Source organism: Kitasatospora sp. A2-31, from assembly GCF_022288725.1.
GTDB lineage: Bacteria > Actinomycetota > Actinomycetes > Streptomycetales > Streptomycetaceae > Kitasatospora.
This window is the reverse complement of sequence record NZ_JAKNTA010000014.1, coordinates 183910-201311: the sequence shown is the minus strand read 5'-3', so window position 1 is coordinate 201311 and position 17402 is coordinate 183910. Positions and strand designations below refer to the sequence as shown.

13 protein-coding genes and 1 riboswitch are annotated in these 17402 nt (G+C 72.5%); of the genes, 5 read left to right on the top strand and 8 right to left on the bottom strand.

Annotated elements, in window-relative coordinates:
• Positions 1–185: 185 nt before the first annotated feature.
• Positions 186–326: riboswitch (cobalamin riboswitch) on the bottom strand.
• A gap of 63 nt (positions 327–389) precedes the next feature.
• From MCM47_RS31545 to MCM47_RS31535, 3 genes are read right to left on the bottom strand one after another with little or no spacing between them, the layout of a single operon-like run.
• Positions 390–2222: a glycosyltransferase family 39 protein gene (locus tag MCM47_RS31545; RefSeq protein ID WP_238865385.1), complete on the bottom strand. Its 1833-nt coding sequence runs from the start codon at positions 2220–2222 to the stop codon at positions 390–392.
• Positions 2219–3283, bottom strand: a complete 1065-nt coding sequence (locus MCM47_RS31540) for a glycosyl hydrolase (protein WP_238865384.1) — start codon at positions 3281–3283, stop codon at positions 2219–2221. Before MCM47_RS31540 ends, MCM47_RS31545 begins: the two co-directional genes overlap by 4 nt.
• Complete coding sequence (locus tag MCM47_RS31535) at positions 3280–4698, bottom strand: glycosyltransferase family 2 protein (RefSeq protein ID WP_238865400.1); 1419 nt, start codon at positions 4696–4698, stop codon at positions 3280–3282. The genes MCM47_RS31540 and MCM47_RS31535 overlap by 4 nt, the downstream gene beginning before the upstream one ends.
• A 417-nt stretch (positions 4699–5115) precedes the next feature.
• On the opposite strand from MCM47_RS31535, the gene MCM47_RS31530 reads away from it, so the two are divergent.
• From MCM47_RS31530 to MCM47_RS31520, 3 genes are all read left to right on the top strand, one after another.
• A complete protein-coding gene (locus MCM47_RS31530) occupies positions 5116–6342 on the top strand; it encodes a ricin-type beta-trefoil lectin domain protein (RefSeq protein ID WP_238865383.1) in 1227 nt (408 codons plus the stop codon).
• A gap of 542 nt (positions 6343–6884) precedes the next feature.
• Positions 6885–7913, top strand: coding sequence for a LamG domain-containing protein (locus MCM47_RS31525; protein ID WP_238865382.1), 1029 nt, complete (start codon positions 6885–6887; stop codon positions 7911–7913).
• 138 nt (positions 7914–8051) lie between these two features.
• A complete protein-coding gene (locus MCM47_RS31520) occupies positions 8052–9755 on the top strand; it encodes a hypothetical protein (RefSeq protein WP_238865379.1) in 1704 nt (567 codons plus the stop codon).
• An 87-nt stretch (positions 9756–9842) separates the two neighbouring features.
• Here the strand turns inward: MCM47_RS31520 and MCM47_RS31515 are convergent, their stop codons facing one another.
• Positions 9843–10337 carry a GNAT family N-acetyltransferase gene (locus MCM47_RS31515; protein ID WP_238865377.1) on the bottom strand — a complete coding sequence of 165 codons (495 nt, stop codon included), beginning with the start codon at positions 10335–10337 and terminating at the stop codon, positions 9843–9845.
• 430 nt (positions 10338–10767) lie between these two features.
• Here MCM47_RS31515 and MCM47_RS31510 point away from each other — a divergent pair, with 430 nt between their 5' ends.
• Positions 10768–11724: a helix-turn-helix domain-containing protein gene (locus MCM47_RS31510; protein WP_238865375.1), complete on the top strand. Its 957-nt coding sequence runs from the start codon at positions 10768–10770 to the stop codon at positions 11722–11724.
• An 81-nt stretch (positions 11725–11805) separates the two neighbouring features.
• Here the strand turns inward: MCM47_RS31510 and MCM47_RS31505 are convergent, their stop codons facing one another.
• The 4 genes from MCM47_RS31505 to MCM47_RS31490 all read right to left on the bottom strand — a co-directional run bounded on the left by MCM47_RS31505 (position 11806) and on the right by MCM47_RS31490 (position 15754).
• Positions 11806–12615: a histidine phosphatase family protein gene (locus tag MCM47_RS31505; protein ID WP_238865373.1), complete on the bottom strand. Its 810-nt coding sequence runs from the start codon at positions 12613–12615 to the stop codon at positions 11806–11808.
• A 154-nt stretch (positions 12616–12769) separates the two neighbouring features.
• Positions 12770–14383: a monocarboxylate uptake permease MctP gene (gene mctP, locus MCM47_RS31500; protein ID WP_238865370.1), complete on the bottom strand. Its 1614-nt coding sequence runs from the start codon at positions 14381–14383 to the stop codon at positions 12770–12772.
• Positions 14380–14649, bottom strand: a complete 270-nt coding sequence (locus MCM47_RS31495; protein WP_238865369.1) for a DUF3311 domain-containing protein — start codon at positions 14647–14649, stop codon at positions 14380–14382. Before MCM47_RS31495 ends, mctP begins: the two co-directional genes overlap by 4 nt.
• 313 nt (positions 14650–14962) lie before the next feature.
• Complete coding sequence (locus tag MCM47_RS31490) at positions 14963–15754, bottom strand: GntR family transcriptional regulator (protein ID WP_238865367.1); 792 nt, start codon at positions 15752–15754, stop codon at positions 14963–14965.
• Between the two features lie 335 nt (positions 15755–16089).
• On the opposite strand from MCM47_RS31490, the gene MCM47_RS31485 reads away from it, so the two are divergent.
• Complete coding sequence (locus MCM47_RS31485; protein ID WP_238865365.1) at positions 16090–17382, top strand: extracellular solute-binding protein; 1293 nt, start codon at positions 16090–16092, stop codon at positions 17380–17382.
• Positions 17383–17402: the final 20 nt, after the last annotated feature.

Below are 17402 nucleotides of genomic sequence, written 5' to 3'. Positions count from 1 at the left end.
GGCTGAGGCAGCGGTGGTCAAGGCGCTCTCTCCTGGCGGCGATCGGCGGCGGTGGATCGAATCACCGGGCCGTTCGGGGCAGGGGAGCACGGCGCGGCAGCCGGACGGCGTCGCGCGACGGTGTCATCCCCGGCCCGCCCGCGAGGCCCGGAAGTACTACTGGTGCTGAAGGCCTCTGCGGGGAGGGCGACCGGCACACCGTCGGCAGGTACTCGGACTCGCGGGCTCGGCTGGAGCCGCCCGCACACCGCTGCGGGGCAGTCCCGGATTCCCACCGGGTTCCCCTGCGTCGACAGCAGGGACGAGCATACATCTAGTGGCGACTGAGTATGACGGCCCCATATGTAGTGGCGGCGTGTCGCCGAGCCCGGGTTGCGGGCCCGTTGCGCTCAGTATCTGAGGAACACTTTGTACGTGCCGGAATCGCCGGTCGGGGAGCTGAACTGAGCGATCAGGCGGTAGTGCCCGCCGGCCCCGAGAGCGTCCGCGAGAGCCCGGTTCATGGCGCTCGGAGCGGTGCTGTCGAGGACGACCAGGTTGAACCAGCCGTCCCGGACGGCGGTGACGGTGCCGTCGTCGCCGCGGTGCACCACGCCGGCCCGGTCCTGGTACTCGGTGCCCCGGCGGGCCGAGAACCACTGGTCGGGTTTGCTGACGCTCCCCAGGTAGTACTCCGGCAGTCCCTCGACCTCGGTGAGGTAGCGGCCGTGCGGCTGGGCGTGCAGGCGCAGCACGCTGAGCAGCCGGCCGGAGTCGGGACCGTCCTGGTACCGCAGGGACGCCTGCTCCAGCCCGAGGGCGAGCAGCACCACCCACACCAGGATGCCCAGCTGGGGGTTGCGGAAGTGCGCGCCGACCAGCCTGGTGATGCCCACGCCGGCCAGCGGCGCGGCGAAGAGCATGCCGAACCCGAGGTGCCGGAACATCACGCCCGGGGTGCCCAGGCAGGCGTACAGGACCGGGATCAGCAGGGCCGTCCCGCACAGGACGGCGCTCAGCGCGGCGCGGCGAAGCCGGGTGGCCGTGATCTCGTCGTCCTCGGGCGACTCGTACATCCGCTCGCGCCGCACGTAGGCGGCCGCCCCGGCGCAGGCGAGCAGCGTGAACAGGCCGCTCCACCGGGCCGCGGAGAGCAGGACCGACCCGGCCGACCGGGCCTCGTGGCCCTGCGTGGGCGACCAGGCCGCGATGTCGTCCAGCAGGCCGAACGGCAGCAGCAGCCCGACGATGCCGACGGCCAGGAGCAGTGCCCGCAGGGCGGCCGGGCCGCGGCCCTTCCGGGCCGAGGCGGAGATCACCGCGAGGGCGAGCACGGCCGGCAGGGCGACCACCGCGGCGTACTCCGCGGCGACCGCCAGGGCCGCCACCGGCGCGGCCAGCAGCACCAGGGCCACCGGGCCGCGGGCGGTACGGACGACGATCCAGGCGCTGACCGCGACCAGGGCGATCGCGAGGGCGTCCGGGGCCGCGTAGAAGCCGACGACCACGGTGGACTGCACGACGGCGTACGCGGCGGCGCCGCAGATGGCCACGCGCTCGTTGAAGAGGCGGCGGGTCAGTGAGTAGGCGAGGACGGTGGTGGCGAGGGCCAGGACCAGGCTGACCACTCGGGCCCCGAAGATCCCGCTCGCGTTCGCGGCGGCGCCGGCCAGTGGCGGGTAGAGCCAGGGCGCGCCGGGGATGCGGTCGACCAGGTCGGTCGTCATGGGAGCGCCGTCGAACAGGTGGTCCAGCTCCTGCCGGCCGACGATCATGGCGATGGCCTCGTCGGGGTGCGCGGCACCGAGCAGGCGCAGCGAGAGCGCCGCCTGGACGGCCAGCACGGCGAAGAGCAGGGCGCGGCCGATCCAGCGCCGCCGGGGGCTGGGAGCAGGGTCCCAGCCGGTCGCGGGGACGGCCGGGATCGTGTACGGGGCCAGCTCCACGGGCGGGCCGTCGGACGGGTGGAACCGCGGGTCGGCGGGCGCCGGGCCGTCGTCGGGGTACGGGGGTTCGTCCTGGTGGGCGGAGTCGTCCGGGTGGGCCGAGAGGTCGTCCGGATAGGCGGGCTCGTCCTGGTATGCGGGCTCGTCCTGGTACGCGGGGTCGAGGAGCCGGGCAGGCTCGTCCGGGTGCCCGGGGCCGTGTGCTCCGCTCCCGGCCTGCGCGGTGTCCTCGGCCGTCGCCGTCCGGATCGGGGTGTGCGGGGTGAACCAGGGGGAGTCGGTCTCTGAGGGCATCATGGGTTCCGGATGTCGAAGCCGTAGCGGGGATCGGACACGCGCTGCTTGTAGTCCGCGAGCGACGGCGGGGAGGTCTCGATGCGCCAGTCCGCCCGTTTCACCATGTTGAACCAGACGAACCCGACGATGTCGTCGTGCGCCTCGATCCCGGTGAAGAGCTGGTCGATGTCGGCGCGCTGGCGCTTCCCCTGCTGGGAGGCCGTCTCGCTGATGAAGAACGGCTTCTTGCAGAAGGCGCGGATCTCCGCCATGGTCCCGCCGTAGAGCGTGTCGAAGGTCTTCGGGCCGGTGAGGGTGAAGTAGCCGGTCATACCGGCCCAGTCCACGTAGGTGTCCCCGGGGTAGTACGGGGCGAGCCGGGTGTTGGGCGCCGGGACGATGATGTTCGGGCTCCAGACCCAGATCACGTTGGTCGCGCCGGCCCGGTCGAAGATGTCGTGGATCCGGCGCCAGGCGCCGACGAAGTCGGCGGCGCTGGCGGCCTGCCGGCCCCACGGGTACCAGTCGCCGTTCATCTCGTGCGCGATGCTGATCGCGATGGGCAGGTTGAGCTTGGCGGCCGCCTTGGCCACGCCCTTGACGTAGTCGTCCGTCTCGCCGGCCGCGATCGCCGCCATCGAGGGGGAGTGCGGCTCCCAGGCCATGAACGGCAGCGCCCCGGCCTCGTAGATCCGCCGGACGCCGGCGGTGTCGAAGCCGTCGCCCCAGCTCGCGTAGTACTCCACGACGTTCGGCTGCTTGCCGATCATGGCGGTGAAGCTGCTCAGCGGGTCCATCTTCGCGGGGACGTCGTCCAGGGCCGTCCCCAGGTACTTGCGGCTCGGCTTGAGCAGCGGCGTGACGTCGTAGGGGACGTCGGCGGGGGCCGGCTTCCGGTGGCCCGGGGCGGCCGCGGCGGCGGTCCCGGTGCCGGCCGCCTCCGCGGCGACGGACTCGGGTACGGCGAAGCCCGGGTCCTCGGGGCCGCAGGCGGTGGTCAGCAGCAGGCCGGCGGTCAGCACGGCGATCAGGGCGAGCGGGCGGCGGCCGGCCCGGGGGCGGTGGGCGGACACGGTGATCACACAGCTTCCGTGGGACGCGGCTGGACCAGGACGCGGCCCACGATGACGGCGTAGAAGAGGCCGGACGCGAGCACCAGCGCGAAGTTGAGCGCGCCCATGGTGAGCATGCGCCAGATCCCGAAGCCGACCCAGGCCAGGGCGGTCCCGCCGCCCCAGACGATCACGCCGATCCAGAACCGGCGGGTCTTGTTCTTCCGGGCGCCGCTGGAGCCGGTCGGCTGCCAGGCCATCCGGTTGCGGCGCAGGATGTCCCAGATGGCGAAGACGTGGGCCCAGCCGTACATCATCCGGGCCGCCCAGGCCTCCAGCCGGTAGGGGTTGCGGTGCCAGAGCGGGAAGATGAGCGTCGCGTACACGAGGCCGGGGATCACCAGCATCGTGTTCTCCCACCGGATCAGGTCGGGCCGCGTGACCAGCAGCACGATCGGCACCAGCGGGGAGACGATGGTGAACAGGGCCGTGTGGATGTAGTAGAAGAAGCCGGACATGTAGCACATCCGGGTGATCGGGCGGAGCTTGGTGCTCCAGAACTTCCGGCTTCCCAGCAGGCTCATCGAGCCGGTGCACCAGCGGTACTGCTGGTTGAAGAAGCCGCCCACGTTGTCGGGGCAGACCCCGGCCGCCAGGGCGATCGGCACGTAGTGCAGGTTCCAGCCCAGCCGGCGCAGGTCGAAGCCGGTGTGGACGTCCTCGGAGTGCTCGATCAGCGTGGTGCCGCCGTTCTGTTCCAGGGCGGCCCGCCGGTAGACGGCGCAGCTCCCGACGCAGATCGCGCCGTCGTTGCGCTGCCGGGAGACCTGGACCGTCCGGTAGAAGAGCTCCTGGACGGCCCCGGCGCCGCGCTCGATCCAGTTCTGGGAGTCGAGGATGCGGAAGTACTGCGGGGATTGAACGATTCCCAGCTCGGGGTCGTTCTCCATGTAGGGGAGCAGCTCGTCGAGCAGATCGGCCCGGGGCGCGAAGTCGGCGTCGAGGATGAGGATGTAGTCGCTGTCGGAGTTGCGGAAGCCGAACTGGAGGTTGCCGGCCTTCTTGAACCACCCGCGGTTGTTCCGGGTGCCGTAGACGAACTCGAAGTCGACGGCCATCTGCGCGAGTTCCGGGCTGTCGCTGTCGTCCAGGACGTACGGGGTGACCTCGCCCGGGTACTGGTCGCGCAGCTTGGCGACGTGGGTCCAGGTGTTGTGCAGGACCTCGATCGGCTCGCCGGCGACCGGGAGGAAGACGTCGACCGTGGGGTACCGCTCCGGGCGCCAGGCCTTCACCAGCGCGCGGTGCGCCTTGAGGTCGAAGCTCTCGTTGAAGCCGTGCACCCAACGGGATATCAGGTAGTAGACGATCGTGAAGGCGAGGAACGGGACGAACACCCAGAACCACGGGGTGGCGCCGACCAGGCCGATCTCGCTGGCCACCATGGAGCCGAAGCTGACGAGGGAGAAGCAGGTGAGCACCCAGAGGTGGCTGCGGGTGTAGGAGTACTTCTCCACGCCGTCCGGCGGCTGCGGGAGCAGCCCGCGCTGGACCCGGGCGCTCGCGTCCGGCCGGCTCCTGCGGCGTGAGGCGGCCGCCCTCCTACTGCCCGCGAGCTGTGCACTCTCGGTGACAGTCACGTCGCTCTCCCCCGGAAACCGTATTGAAGTGGTCCAAATCCACCCAAGGCCGTTCAGTGTGCGGCCACTGGGACGTCAGGATCGTACGGGACCGGCTCCGGGGGCATCCCACCCTCCTCTCCGGCCGGGCGCCCGGAACCGGCATCGATCTCCGATCGTGATGTGGGGGCAGACGTATACGGTTGGCGGCCGCTGGGCCGTCACCAGGAGAGGGAGGACATCGTGGAGGGCACTGCCGCACAGCTGGCGCGGGGGTTGCGGGCGCTGCTCGCCCACGGCACGGTGGCCGTGCTGCTCCTCGGCTGCACGGCCGAGGCGACCCCGGCGCCCGCGCGCACCAGCGCGGCGGCCGGCGCCGACGACCCGGTGGACAGCGGCTCCGGCAGGCTCTGTTCGACCCCGGAGGTCCGCTTCCCCAAGCGGCTGGTCGACGGCGGCACCAAGGTGATCGAGACCAACCCCTGGAACTCCTCCGGCACGCTGTGCCTGGACACCCAGGGGACCGGCTTCACGGTGACGGAGCTGCGCGACCTCGCGCCCAAGGCGCCGCTCGCCCCGGGCGCCTACCCCAACATCTCCACCGCGCCGGGTGCGAGCGGACTGCCCGTCCCGGTCAGTGCGCTGGGCGACGCGACCAGCGACTGGGACGCCACGGCCCAGGCGACCGGCTCCTACAACGTCTCCTACGACCTCTGGTACGGACCCAACCCCGACAACTGCGCCCCGGGCGAGAGCGCCGAGGTGATGATCTGGCTGGACTCCACCGACAGCGTCAAGCCGGCCGGGAGCAAGGTGACGGACGCCCAGACCCTGGGCGACGCCACCTACGACGTCTTCCAGGCGCCGATCACCGGCCCGCACAGCGTCATCAGTTACGTGCGGACGGCGAACACGCACAGTGCCCACGGGCTGAACCTGCGGCTGTTCACCGCCGACGCCCTGATCCGCGGCTACGTCCCGCCGGGGTCGTACCTGTGCCGGGTGCAGGCGGGCTTCGAGATCTGGAGCGGCGGCACCGGCCTGAAGAGCTGGGCGTTCGCCTTCCACAACAGAGTCGGCCTGCCGGCCGGCGAGGTGCCGGCCGGCGCGCCCGGGATCTGCCTGCGGCACGGCGGCGGGGGCCTGGCCGGGACGCCGGTGACGGTCGGTTCCTGCGGCGACCAGGCGCTCTCGACGGGATGGACCGTCGGCAACGACGGCTCGCTGCGCGGCGGTGCGGCCTGCCTGGCGCCGGCCGAGGACGGCCGGACCGTGGCGCTGGCCCGCTGCACCGGCGGGGCTCCGCAGCGCTGGGCGGCCGGGCCGGGCCAGAGCCTGCTGCACATGGAGTCGGGCCAGTGCCTCAGCACCGTCGGCGGCGTCCTCGCGGACGGGACGGCGGTGACCCTCAAGCCGTGCGCGGGCGCGGTCGGGCAGAAGTGGAAGCTTCCGTACAACGGACTGGCGTAGCGTCGGTCCGCCCCGTCAGCCGCAACACCCTCCATGGGCGTTGGGGCACCGATGCCCTACCATTCCGACACATGAGCGATCGACCGGTACCGACTGGCGAGCCGGAGCAGACCCCGGGGTGGTCCCCGCAGCAGCCGCCGGCCGGCGCGTTCGGCCCGCCGGTGCAGGACGCCGTGCAGCCCGCGGCGGGTCTGGTGCCCCCGGCCGCCGTGCAGCCGCCGGCCGTTCCAGCGCCCGCGCCCGGCCCGATACCCGCGCCCGGTCCGGTACCTGCTCCTGCTCCTGCTCCGGTGCCGGCTCCGGCACCCGCACCGGCGCCTCCGGTCTCGGCGCAGCCGCCGACCGGTCCGGTGCCCCCGGCCGCGGGGCAGCCGCCCGCCGGTGTACCGCAGCAGCCGCCGGCCGGCGCGTTCGGCCCGCCGCCCGGCGCGCCCGTCCAGCCCGGCCCCGGCGCGCCCGTTCCGCCTGCGCCCTTCCAGCCCGGCGCGCCCGTTCCGCCTGCGCCGGGGCAGCCCGGCGCCCCCGGGGCGCCGGCCGGCCTGATGCCGCCCGCGCCCGGACAGCCCACCGCGGCCGGTGCGCCCGGTACGCCCGGCGCTGCCGCGCCGCAGTGGCCGCAGCCGCAGCCGCCGCAGAACGGCTTCCCGCCGCCGCAGACCGCCGCCACCCCGGACTGGGAGGCGCTGGCCGCCAAGAACGAGGAGCAGGCCAAGCGCAAGCGCCGGTTCCGGATCATCATGGCCGCCGTGGCCGTGCTGGTGGTCGGTGCCGCTGCCGCCGGCGGTGTGGTGCTGCTCAAGGAGGACAAGAAGGACGACCCGGCGGCCCAGCCGTCCGCCGCCCCGACCGCGGAGGCGACGACCAAGGGCCCGAGCGCGACGCCGACCGCCACCCCGAAGCCGATCGCCGGTCCCCCGACCGTCGGCTCGCTGCCGGCGACCAAGGGGGGCCCCGCCCTGGGCCTCGGCGCCGACGCCAAGACGGGCTCGGTGGCAGGCTTCCCCTCACAGGTCCTCAAGCTGCCCAGCGGGCAGAACTCCTTCGCGCAGAGCGCCCAGCCGGTCGTCGACACCAACAAGAGCTTCACCGTGTCCGCCCGGGTCTTCGTCGACGTGCCGAACGGGGTCCGCTCCGCGGTCAGCCAGGGTGACGGTCCGTACTACTCCTTCTCGCTCGGCCGTGGCACGAACAACGGCCACGAGCTCTGGTACTTCAAGGTGCAGCTCCAGGGCGGCGGTTCGGCGATCGCCTGGGCCAAGGGCGACGCGACGGTCAACCAGTGGGCCCTGCTGACCGGCGTCTACGACTCGGCTGCCAAGCAGATCACCCTCTACGTCAACGGTGCCGCGCAGTCCTCGGCCCCGGCGGCCGCGGTGCAGAGCAGCGGGACCAACGCGCTCCAGCTCGGGCGGCTCAGCTCGAACGGGCAGTGGAGCGATCCCTGGCACGGGGCCGTCGCGGACGTCCAGACCTGGGACCAGGTGCTGCCGGAGGCCGACATCGTGAAGATCGTCGCGGGCCCCAGCTCGCCGCCGGCGATCCCGCCCACCGCGGGCTGGCTCACCGGCTGAGCCGGTCCCGCCGCGGGCCGACGCTCGCCGCGGACATCCACGGCGCCGGGGCTGCGGGCTGCCCCGGCGCCACTCGTCGTCCCGAGCCCGAGGCGTGCCGCACCGGGCACGCGGTCCTGAGTTGAGGAGCAGTACCTGATGAGCGCCGACGGCCGTTGGATCCGGCCCGTATCCACCCGGCGGCCCGTGCTCACCTCCGCGGACGTCCGCCCGCCCGGTGCGGCCGGCCCGGGGGCGCGACCGGGGAGCGGCGGACCGTCCGGGCGGTCCGGCGGCGAGCAGCCGTCCGCGCGCGGACGCCGGCGACGCACCACGGAGCCGGCGGTCCGGATACCCCGGCCCGGCCTCAAGCCGGACCTGCTGCCGCTGCTGGCCGTGCTGCTCGTCCAGGGCGGGCTCTCGTTCCACCTGCTCGGCAGCAACACCGCCTTCGTGGACGAGGGCACCTACATCTACGCGGGCTACCAGGAGATCGCCAACCTCGCACACGGCACCCCGGTCGCGACGTACGAGACCTTCTTCTCCGGCTCCCCGCTGATCTACCCGGTGGTCGTGGCGCTGGCCGACATGCTCGGCGGCCTGACCACCGCGCGGCTGCTGAGCATGGCGTTCATGCTCTCCGCCACCGTGGCGGTCCACCTGGCGACCCGTCGGCTGCACGGCTCCCTCGCCGCCTTCTGCGCGGCGGCGGCCTTCGCCGCGCTCGGGCCCACCCAGTTCCTGGGCGGCCTGGCCACCTACGACTCGATGGCCCTGGCCCTGCTGGCCTGGGCCGGCTACCTTGCGGTGCGGCTGACCACCGGCGGCGGCTACCCCAGCATGGTCCTGTCCGGCCTGCTGCTGGCGCTGGCCGGCTGCACCAAGTACGCCGCGCTGCTCTGGGTGCCGGTGGTGTGCGCAGTGGCGGTCTTCGCCGGTGCGGGCGGGACGCCCGGCGCGTGGGCGCGGTGGAAGCGCGGGCTGCAGCTCCTGCTGGTCTTCGTGGCCGGGGTCGGCGTCGCGGCGCTGCTGGCCGGCGAGCGCTACATCAACGGCTTCAACCACACCACGCTCAAGCGCGCCCCGGGGCACGACGCCTACTCGTACGTGGCCTCCGAGGCCGCCAAGTGGGTGGGCGCCCTGGTGGTGCTGGCGCTGGTCGGAGCGGTGGTGCAACTGCTGGCCGCACGCCGGCGCGGCGGCGCCGCGTGGTCCGAGGCCTGCCTCGCCGCCGTGCTGCTGGCCGCCGGTGTGCTGGCGCCGGCGAACCAGATCCGCATCCACACCTGGCTCTCGCTGCAGAAGCACGTCGACTTCGGGGCCTGGTTCTCCTGCATCGTGGTGGGCGCGCTGCTGGCCCGGGTGGTCGTCCTGCTGAAGGACCGGATCCACGTCACGGTCGGGATCGTGGTCGCCGCCCTGGTGATCGGCCCGCTCGGCTGGGCGGGGTCGGCCCAGGGCCGGGAGATGTTCGGCGAGTGGTCGAACACCGAATCCTTCGTGGCGGCGCTGGAGCCGTACGTCTCCAAGGGCACGGACCGGTACCTGGTCGAGAACTACAACGTGCCGGCCTACTACCTGCGCGAGTCGACCAACTGGCAGCAGTGGCACGACCTGGTGGCGGTCTACCGGAAGGACCCGACCACCGGCAAGCAGCAGGTCGGGGTGCCGGCGATCCAGGCCGGCATCGAGGCGCACGAGTGGAAGGTGGTGGTCCTGGACTTCACCCAGACCGCCGCCACGGACAAGGCGATCCAGCCCACCCTCAAGGCCGCCGGCTACCGGGTGGTCGCGGTGGTCCAGAGCGGCCAGCACGGCCGGTACACCATCTACGTCGCGCCGGGGCACGAGAAGAGGAAGTGACCCGCTCCGGCGCCGGCACGGCCGGGGCCGGCGGGGCCCGGGAGCGGCGCCGCCCCCGGGAGCCGGCGCGCTCCCGGTACCGGGCCGTCAGAAGGCCATCGTGTAGACCATCAGGTCCATCCCCGGGTACGGCGCCCAGTCCCGCTCCGGTGCGCGCCGGAAACCGAGCCGCTCGTAGATGCGGTGAGCGGTCGTCATCTCGGGGCGGGTGGAGAACGCCATCCCGGCCAGGCCGAGTTCGCGGCTGCGGTCGATGGCGGCGCGGACCAGCGTCTCGCCGACGCCCCGGCCGCGGGCGGCCGCGGCGGTGGCCAGCATCCTGATCTCGCCCTCGTGCGGCTCCGCGATGTCGGCCCACTCGGTGCCGCCCACGGCGAAGGTCACGCAGCCGAGGACGCTCCCCTCGACCGCGTCGACCGCGACGAGGAGTTCGGCCTCCCGGGACCGGCGGGCGGTGTCGCGCAGGAGGTCGACGTACCCACTCCCGGGCGAGGTGTAGCCGTCGCCGACGAAAGCCTCGACGGAGACCCGGCCGGCTGCTTCGAGGTCCTCTTCACGGGCGTGGCGGATGACGATGTCCATGCGGTCAGTGTGCCGGAGCCGTCGCGGCCGCCCGGGGCCGGGTCGGCGGACGGGTCGCTGGACGGGACGGCAGCCGGGACGGCGGACGGGCCGGTGGCCGGGTCGGCGGAGGGCCGAAGCGAGGCGGCCGGCATGGTGCCGTACAGCCGGTCGGGCAGGGCGGGGTCGACGGGGTAGCCGCCGGGGCGGTGCCAGTTGTCGCGGCCGGCGGCGGCGCCCCGGGCGGCCTCGCGCCCGATCAGGCCGCCGAGCAGTCCGAAGCCGCCGACGGCCCCGGCGATGGCGAGTGCGCTGGCGATCGTGTCGGAGTCCATGGCTCCACTCTTCCGCCGTGGCGACCCGTCGACGAGTGGCAGGAATGCCTGATCGCATCGAAAAACTGCCAGTCGACCCCTTCCCCGCGGCCGGGGGCGCGGGGCATCCTGGCGGCATGCTGAAGAACGTGGTCGCGGTGGTGCTGGAGGAGGTCCACCCCTTCGAACTCGGGGTGGCCGCAGAGGTGTTCGGCCTGGACCGGAGCGACGACGGCCTGCCCCGGTACGACTTCGCCATCGCCGGCGCCCGCCCCGGGCCGCACCGGACCCACGCCGGCTTCACCGTCGACGTGCCGCACGGCCCGGAGCGCCTGGCCGAGGCCGACCTGGTGGTGGTCACCGCGACCGGCGTCCGCGAGGACCACCCGGAGCCGCTGCTGGACGCCCTCCGGGCGGCGGTGGACGGCGGCGCCCGGGCGCTCTCGATCTGCAGCGGGGCCTTCCTGCTGGGCGCCGCCGGGCTGCTCGACGGCCGCCGCTCCACCACGCACTGGCGGTACACCGACGAGCTGGCCGCCCGCCACCCGCTGACCACGGTCGAGCCGGACGTGCTCTACGTCGACGACGACCCGGTGATCACCTCGGCCGGCACCGCGGCCGGCATCGACGCGTGCCTGCACCTGGTGCGCCGGCTCCAGGGAGCCGAGGTGGCCCGGGCGATCGCCCGCCGGATGGTGGTGGCCCCGCACCGGGAGGGCGGGCAGGCGCAGTTCGTCGCCCGTCCGCTGCCGGAGGGGGACGGCGACTCCCTCGCCCCGGTGCTGGACTGGATGCGCCACCACCTGGACCGGGAGTCCACCGTCGAGCAGCTGGCGGCCCGGGCGCACATGTCGCCGCGCACCTTCGCCCGGCGCTTCCAGCAGGAGACCGGGACCACTCCGCACCGCTGGCTGGTCGGGCAGCGCCTGCTGCTGGCCCAGCGCTTGCTGGAGTCGACCGCCGAGCCGGTGGACGCGATCGCCGCCCGCTGCGGCTTCGGCAACGCGGCGACGTTGCGCCACCACTTCGGCCGCAGGCTGGGCACGACCCCGCTGGCGTACCGCCGCTGCTTCGCCGAGCCGGCGGCCGGCTGACGCCGGGCGGGCCGCCGGCTGCCCGCCCGCCACCCCGCCCGCGCGTCAGCACGCCCGCGCGCCTGCGCGCCCGACCGCCCGTCAGTCGACGGCCAGGTGACCGGTCTCGTTCCAGTGGTCCGGCCGCAGCCGGCCGCCCTCCGCCCGCCAGAGGCTGGTCGAGCAGTTGTTGACCGGCCCGAGCGCGGTCAGCTGATCCTCGGTCAGCCGGTCGAGCGCGTAGCGGAGCATCAGCACCGTGCAGTCGTGCGCCACCAGCAGCACCGGCCGGCCGGCCTCCTCGGCGCAGACGTCGCGCAGCAGGCTGCGCACCCGCAGGGCGACGTCGGCCCAGGACTCCCCGCCCGGCGGGCGGTAGTACAGCTCGCCCATCTTGCGGCGTCTGGCCGCCTCCTCCGGGTACTTGGCCTCGATCGCGGCCTTCGGCAGCATCTCCAGGATGCCGAGCTCGCGGTCGCGCAGCCGCTCGTCGTAGCGGATGCCCAGCGAGACCGGCACCGCGCCCAGCCCGGCCGCCTGCGCCAGCGCGAACCGGGCGGTCTCGGCGGTGCGCACGTACGGCGAGCACCAGACGCTGCGCGGCCGGTCGGCGCTGGGCAGGCCGGCCCACCAGCGCCCGAGCGCCTGGGCCTGCTGCCGGCCCTGCAGCGAGAGCGGGATGTCGGCGTCCCGGCAGCTGATCGGCACGCTCAGCGCGCCGGCCGCCTCCGCCAGCTGGAACTCCACGTTGGCGGTGGACTCGCCGTGCCGGGTGGCGATCAGGACGGACGGCAGCGGGGCGGGCGCCGCGGTCCCGTCGGCGGTGAGGCCGTTGGCGGCCGGGACGGGCGGCCCACCAGCCGCGTGGGCGGAGTGGTGCTGGCCGTTGAGTGTGGTGCGCAGGTCTGCCATCGCCGCTGCTCCCCGTGGGTCGATCAGTTGCCGGCCGGCTGCCGGTCCGGTCTGGTGGTGCCCTGTGTGTGCGGCCGTTCATACATATGATCGCGCCGTCTCCTCCAGTGTTCACGGAGGAGACGGCGCGACCACAGGGCGCGCGCAGGGGTTGTCAGTGCGCCGATACGGGCTCCGGCGCGTTCTTCAGCTCGTCGTCGCCGGTTTCGGCGCTGTAGTCGCCGGGGCGGGTCTCGTCCGGGCCCTCGGGCGCCTTGACCGCCTTCAGCACCAGCGTGAGCACCACGGCGACCAGCAGGTTGATCACGAACGCGGTCAGCCCGATGTAGCCGAGCTCGCCGATGCCGGGGATCTCGGCCGCGTTGCCGCCGAAGTGCTTGGTGGCGGGGCTGGCGATGTCGTAGGCCTCCCAGGTGCCGTAGATCATGCCGACGGCCCAGCCGGCGAACAGCGCCCAGTGGTGGAACCAGCGGGTGAAGAGGCCGCCGACGATCGAGACGAAGGTCTGCAGGATCCACAGACCGCCCAGCAGCTGCAGGTTGATCGCCGCCTGCTTGTCCATGGTGAGCACGAAGACCAGCGCGCCGACCTTGACCAGCAGCGAGGCGATCTTGGCGACCCGGGTCTCGTCGGCCGGGGTGGCGGCCGGCTTCAGGAACTCCTTGTAGACGTTGCGGGTGAACAGGTTGGCCGCCGCGATCGACATGATGGCCGCCGGCACCAGGGCGCCGATCCCGATCGCCGCGAACGCGACGCCGGTGAACCAGTCCGGGAACATGTCCTCGAACAGCTGCGGCACCGAGAGCTGGGCGTTGAACTTCTTGTCGCCCTTGCCGATCCCGGCCGCGACCGCCATGAAGCCGAGCAGCGCCAGCAGGCCGAGCATCAGCGAGTACGCCGGCATGATCGCCATGTTGCGGCGCACGGTGTTGCGGGACTTCGAGGCCAGGACCCCGGTCACCGAGTGCGGGTACATGAACAGCGCCATCGCCGAGCCCAGCGCCAGGGTGGCGTACGTCCACTGCTTGTTCTCCGGCACGGTGAGCGAGCCGGCCGCCTTGGGGGCGCTGAACTTCTGGCCGACCGCGTCGAAGATGTGGCCGTAGCCGCCGAGCCGCAGCGGGATGTAGATCACCGCGACGATGATCACGATGTAGATCAGGGTGTCCTTGACGAAGGCGATCAGCGCCGGCGCCCGCAGCCCCGAGGAGTAGGTGTACGCGGCCAGCACGCCGAAGGCGATGAACAGCGGCAGGTCCTTGACGAACCAGTTGGCGTTCTCGCCGCCGCCGACGCCCAGCACGTCCAGCACCGCCTGGATGCCGACCAGCTGCAGCGCGATGTACGGCATGGTGGCCAGGATGCCGGTCAGCGCGACCACCAGCGCGAGCGGCTTGGAGCCGTACCGCCCGCGCACGAAGTCGGCCGGGGTGACGTACCCGTGCACCCGGGAGACCGACCAGAGCCGGGGCAGGAAGAGGAAGACCAGCGGGTACGCGATGATCGTGTACGGGACGGCGAAGAACCCCGCCGCGCCGGTCGCGTAGACCGCCGCCGGGACGGCCACGAAGGTGTACGCGGTGTAGAGGTCGCCGCCGAGCAGGAACCAGGTGACCCAGGTCCCGAAGCTGCGGCCGCCGAGGCCCCACTCGTCCAGGTGCAGGGCGTCGTCGGCCTTGCGCCAGCGCGAGGCCAGGAAGCCCATCACCGTGACCAGCAGGAAGAAGAGCACGAACACCGCCAGGGCGGGCACGTTGACGTCCTTCATCGCGCGCCACCCGCCTTCCGGGCGGCCTTGCGGGCCTTCTCGTCCCGGTTGACCAGCAGGTAGGCCGCGACCGTGAAGACGGCCGAGACCGGCACCCAGAGCAGCTGGTACCAGTAGAAGAACGGCACCCCGCCCACCTCGGGGCCGGTCTTGTCGTACGAGCTCACCCAGAGCATCGCGACGATGGGCACGAGCAGGGCGAGGGCGGCCAGCACCCGCTCCGGCGTCACCGCCGGCACGGAGTCGGGGCCGGGTGGCTCGGGCATGACAGGTTCGGTGGCAGCGCGGTCTGTCGGCATGGTTCGGCTCCGCTCCGGAGGAGGGCTCACCCGGTCGGCGCCGCAGCCCCGCGGGGCCGCACAACCCCCCGGAGCCCGCCGAGCAGCACCACTGGTGATCGGCAGTCAATACGGCTGCGAAATCTAGAGCATGGAGTGATCTCTGTCACCGGATTCGACGGAACTTCCCGCCATCCGGACGCACCGCGCGCCGCGACGGCGCCCCGGGCGCCGCCCGGATGCGCGGAGGCACCGGCGTGCGCGGGTGCGCAGGCCGGTGCCCGGGAGCGGGGAGCGGCGCCTACTCGGGGCGCTTGAGCCGGGTGATGAACTTGTAGCGGTCGCCGCGGTAGATCGAGCGCACCCACTCGACCGGGGCGCCCTCGGCGTCGAAGGAGTGCCGGGAGAGCTGGAGCATCGGCAGTCCGAGGTCGGAGCCGAGCAGCCCGGCCTCGCGCGGGGTGGCCAGCGTGGTCTCGATGGTCTCCTCGGCCTCGGCCACGGTGACCCCGTACACCTCGCGCAGGGCGGCGTAGAGCGAGTTGTGCTTGGCCAGGTTGCGGCGCAGGGCGGGGAAGCGCTTGGCGGACAGGTGGGCGACCTCGATGGCCATCGGGTCGCCGTTGGCCAGCCGCAGGCGCTCGATCCGCAGCACCCGGCCGCCGGGCTTGATGTCCAGCAGCGGTGCAAGCCGGTCGTCGGCGGTGATGTAGCCGATCTCGATCAGCCGGGAGGTGGGCTCCAGGCCCTGGGCGCGCATGTCCTCCGTGTAGGAGGTCAGCTGGAGGGCCTGGGCGACCTTGGGCTTGGCGACGAAGGTGCCCTTGCCCTGGATGCGCTCCAGCCGGCCCTCGACCACCAGCTCCTGCAGCGCCTGCCGGACGGTGGTGCGCGAGGTGTCGAACTGCGCGGCCAGCGCCCGCTCGGGCGGCACCGGGGTGCCCGCGGGCTGGGTCTCGGTGAGCTGGAGCAGGTGGCGCTTGAGTCCGTAGTACTTCGGGACCCGGGCGGTCTGGTCCGTGCCGGTCTGCGCCGGGAGGCTCTTCGCCTGGGGGTCGTTCACCTGGGCCGTGCTGCCCCCGTCGCTGCTCATCGGACCTGTCTCCCGCTTCTCGCGCGGCTCCTGGTGGCCGCGCCACATCGTTAACAGCTCACATCGTTGCATGTATGGCAACGGAACGAATACCTCATCACGCGATGAACGATGTGCGGTGTCGGCTTGATAACGGGTGGTCCTGATCGCATGAACAGCCGTTGACAGGCCCATTGGTCTAGGCCAAGCTCCAGGCATCTGGTCTACACCACTAGGCCGGTCACTACGAATCCCCCACCCGTTCGCTGGGGTCCGCGGCACCATTCCTCCCGCCTTGCGTGGGTCTGCCGCAGCCACCCGACGGGGGCAACCCAGGCATCCCTCAGGAGGATGGCGTGAAGCGTCAGCTCATCGCGGCGGTCGGCGTCGCAGCAATGGTCGTCGGCGTGGCGGCTTGTGGTTCGGACGCCAAGTCCAGCGACGAGGGCAAGGGCGGCTCGTCCTCGACCTCCGCGGCCGGCAAGAACTACAGCGGCAAGACCCTGACCGTGTGGCTGATGGACGGCTCCGCCCCGAAGGGCTGGACGGAGTCCGTCAAGTCCGAGTTCGAGTCCACCTACCCGGGCGCCAAGGTCGACTTCCAGATCCAGAAGTGGAACGGGATCGGGGCGAAGATCACCACCGCGCTCTCCGAGGGCTCCGTCGACGTCCTGGAGCTCGGCAACACCCAGACCGCGGGCTACGCGGCCAGCGGCGGTCTGCTCGACATCACCAAGGACAAGGCCGCCCTGGGCGGGGCCGACTGGGCCGCCAACCAGAACGAGGCCGCCACCCTGGAGGGCAAGCAGTACGCGGCCCCGTGGTGGGTCTCCAACCGCGTGGTCACCTACAACAAGGACCTCTGGGCCAAGGCCGGTCTGAGCGCCGCCCCGAAGACCCTGGACGAGTTCTACGCCGACCTCGACAAGCTGAAGGCGACGGCGGGCGTCACCGACCCGATCTACATGCCGGGCCAGGAGTGGTACGTCTACTTCGGCCTCCTCTCCAGCGAGGGCGGCAAGCTGGCCAAGAAGGACGGCGACAAGTGGGTCGGCGGCCTGTCCACCCCCGAGGCGCAGAAGGCCTTCGAGACCTACAAGAAGCTGCAGAGCTACTCGGCCACCGGTCCGAAGGACAAGGACGAGGCCACTCCGCAGCAGAAGGAGGTCTTCGGCAAGGGTGACATCGGCACGATGATCAGCCTCGGCTGGGAGCTGCCGGAGGAGAAGGTCATGCCGAAGGACAAGATCGGCTTCTTCCCGCTCCCGGGCAAGACCGCCGACAAGTCCTCGGGCGTCTTCCTCGGCGGCTCGAACCTGGCCATCGCCCAGGCCAGCAAGAACTCCGAGATGGCCAAGGACTTCCTGAAGGTCGCCCTCAACGACAAGAACGAGGGCCTGGTCGCCGCCGCCGGCTCCATCCCGAACAAGACCTCGCTGAACAGCCAGGTCGCCGGCGAGTTCGCCAAGGCAGCCCTCCCGGCGTCCGCCAACGGCGCGATCACCCCGAACACCCCCACCTGGGCGAACGTGGAGAACGAGCCGAACCCGATCAAGGAGTTCCTGACCGGCGCCCTGACCGGCGACTACGCGGCCGCTGCCAAGAAGGCCGACGACGAGATCGCGAAGCGTCTCAACCAGAAGCAGTAAGCAGGTGAGCGGCGTCGCTC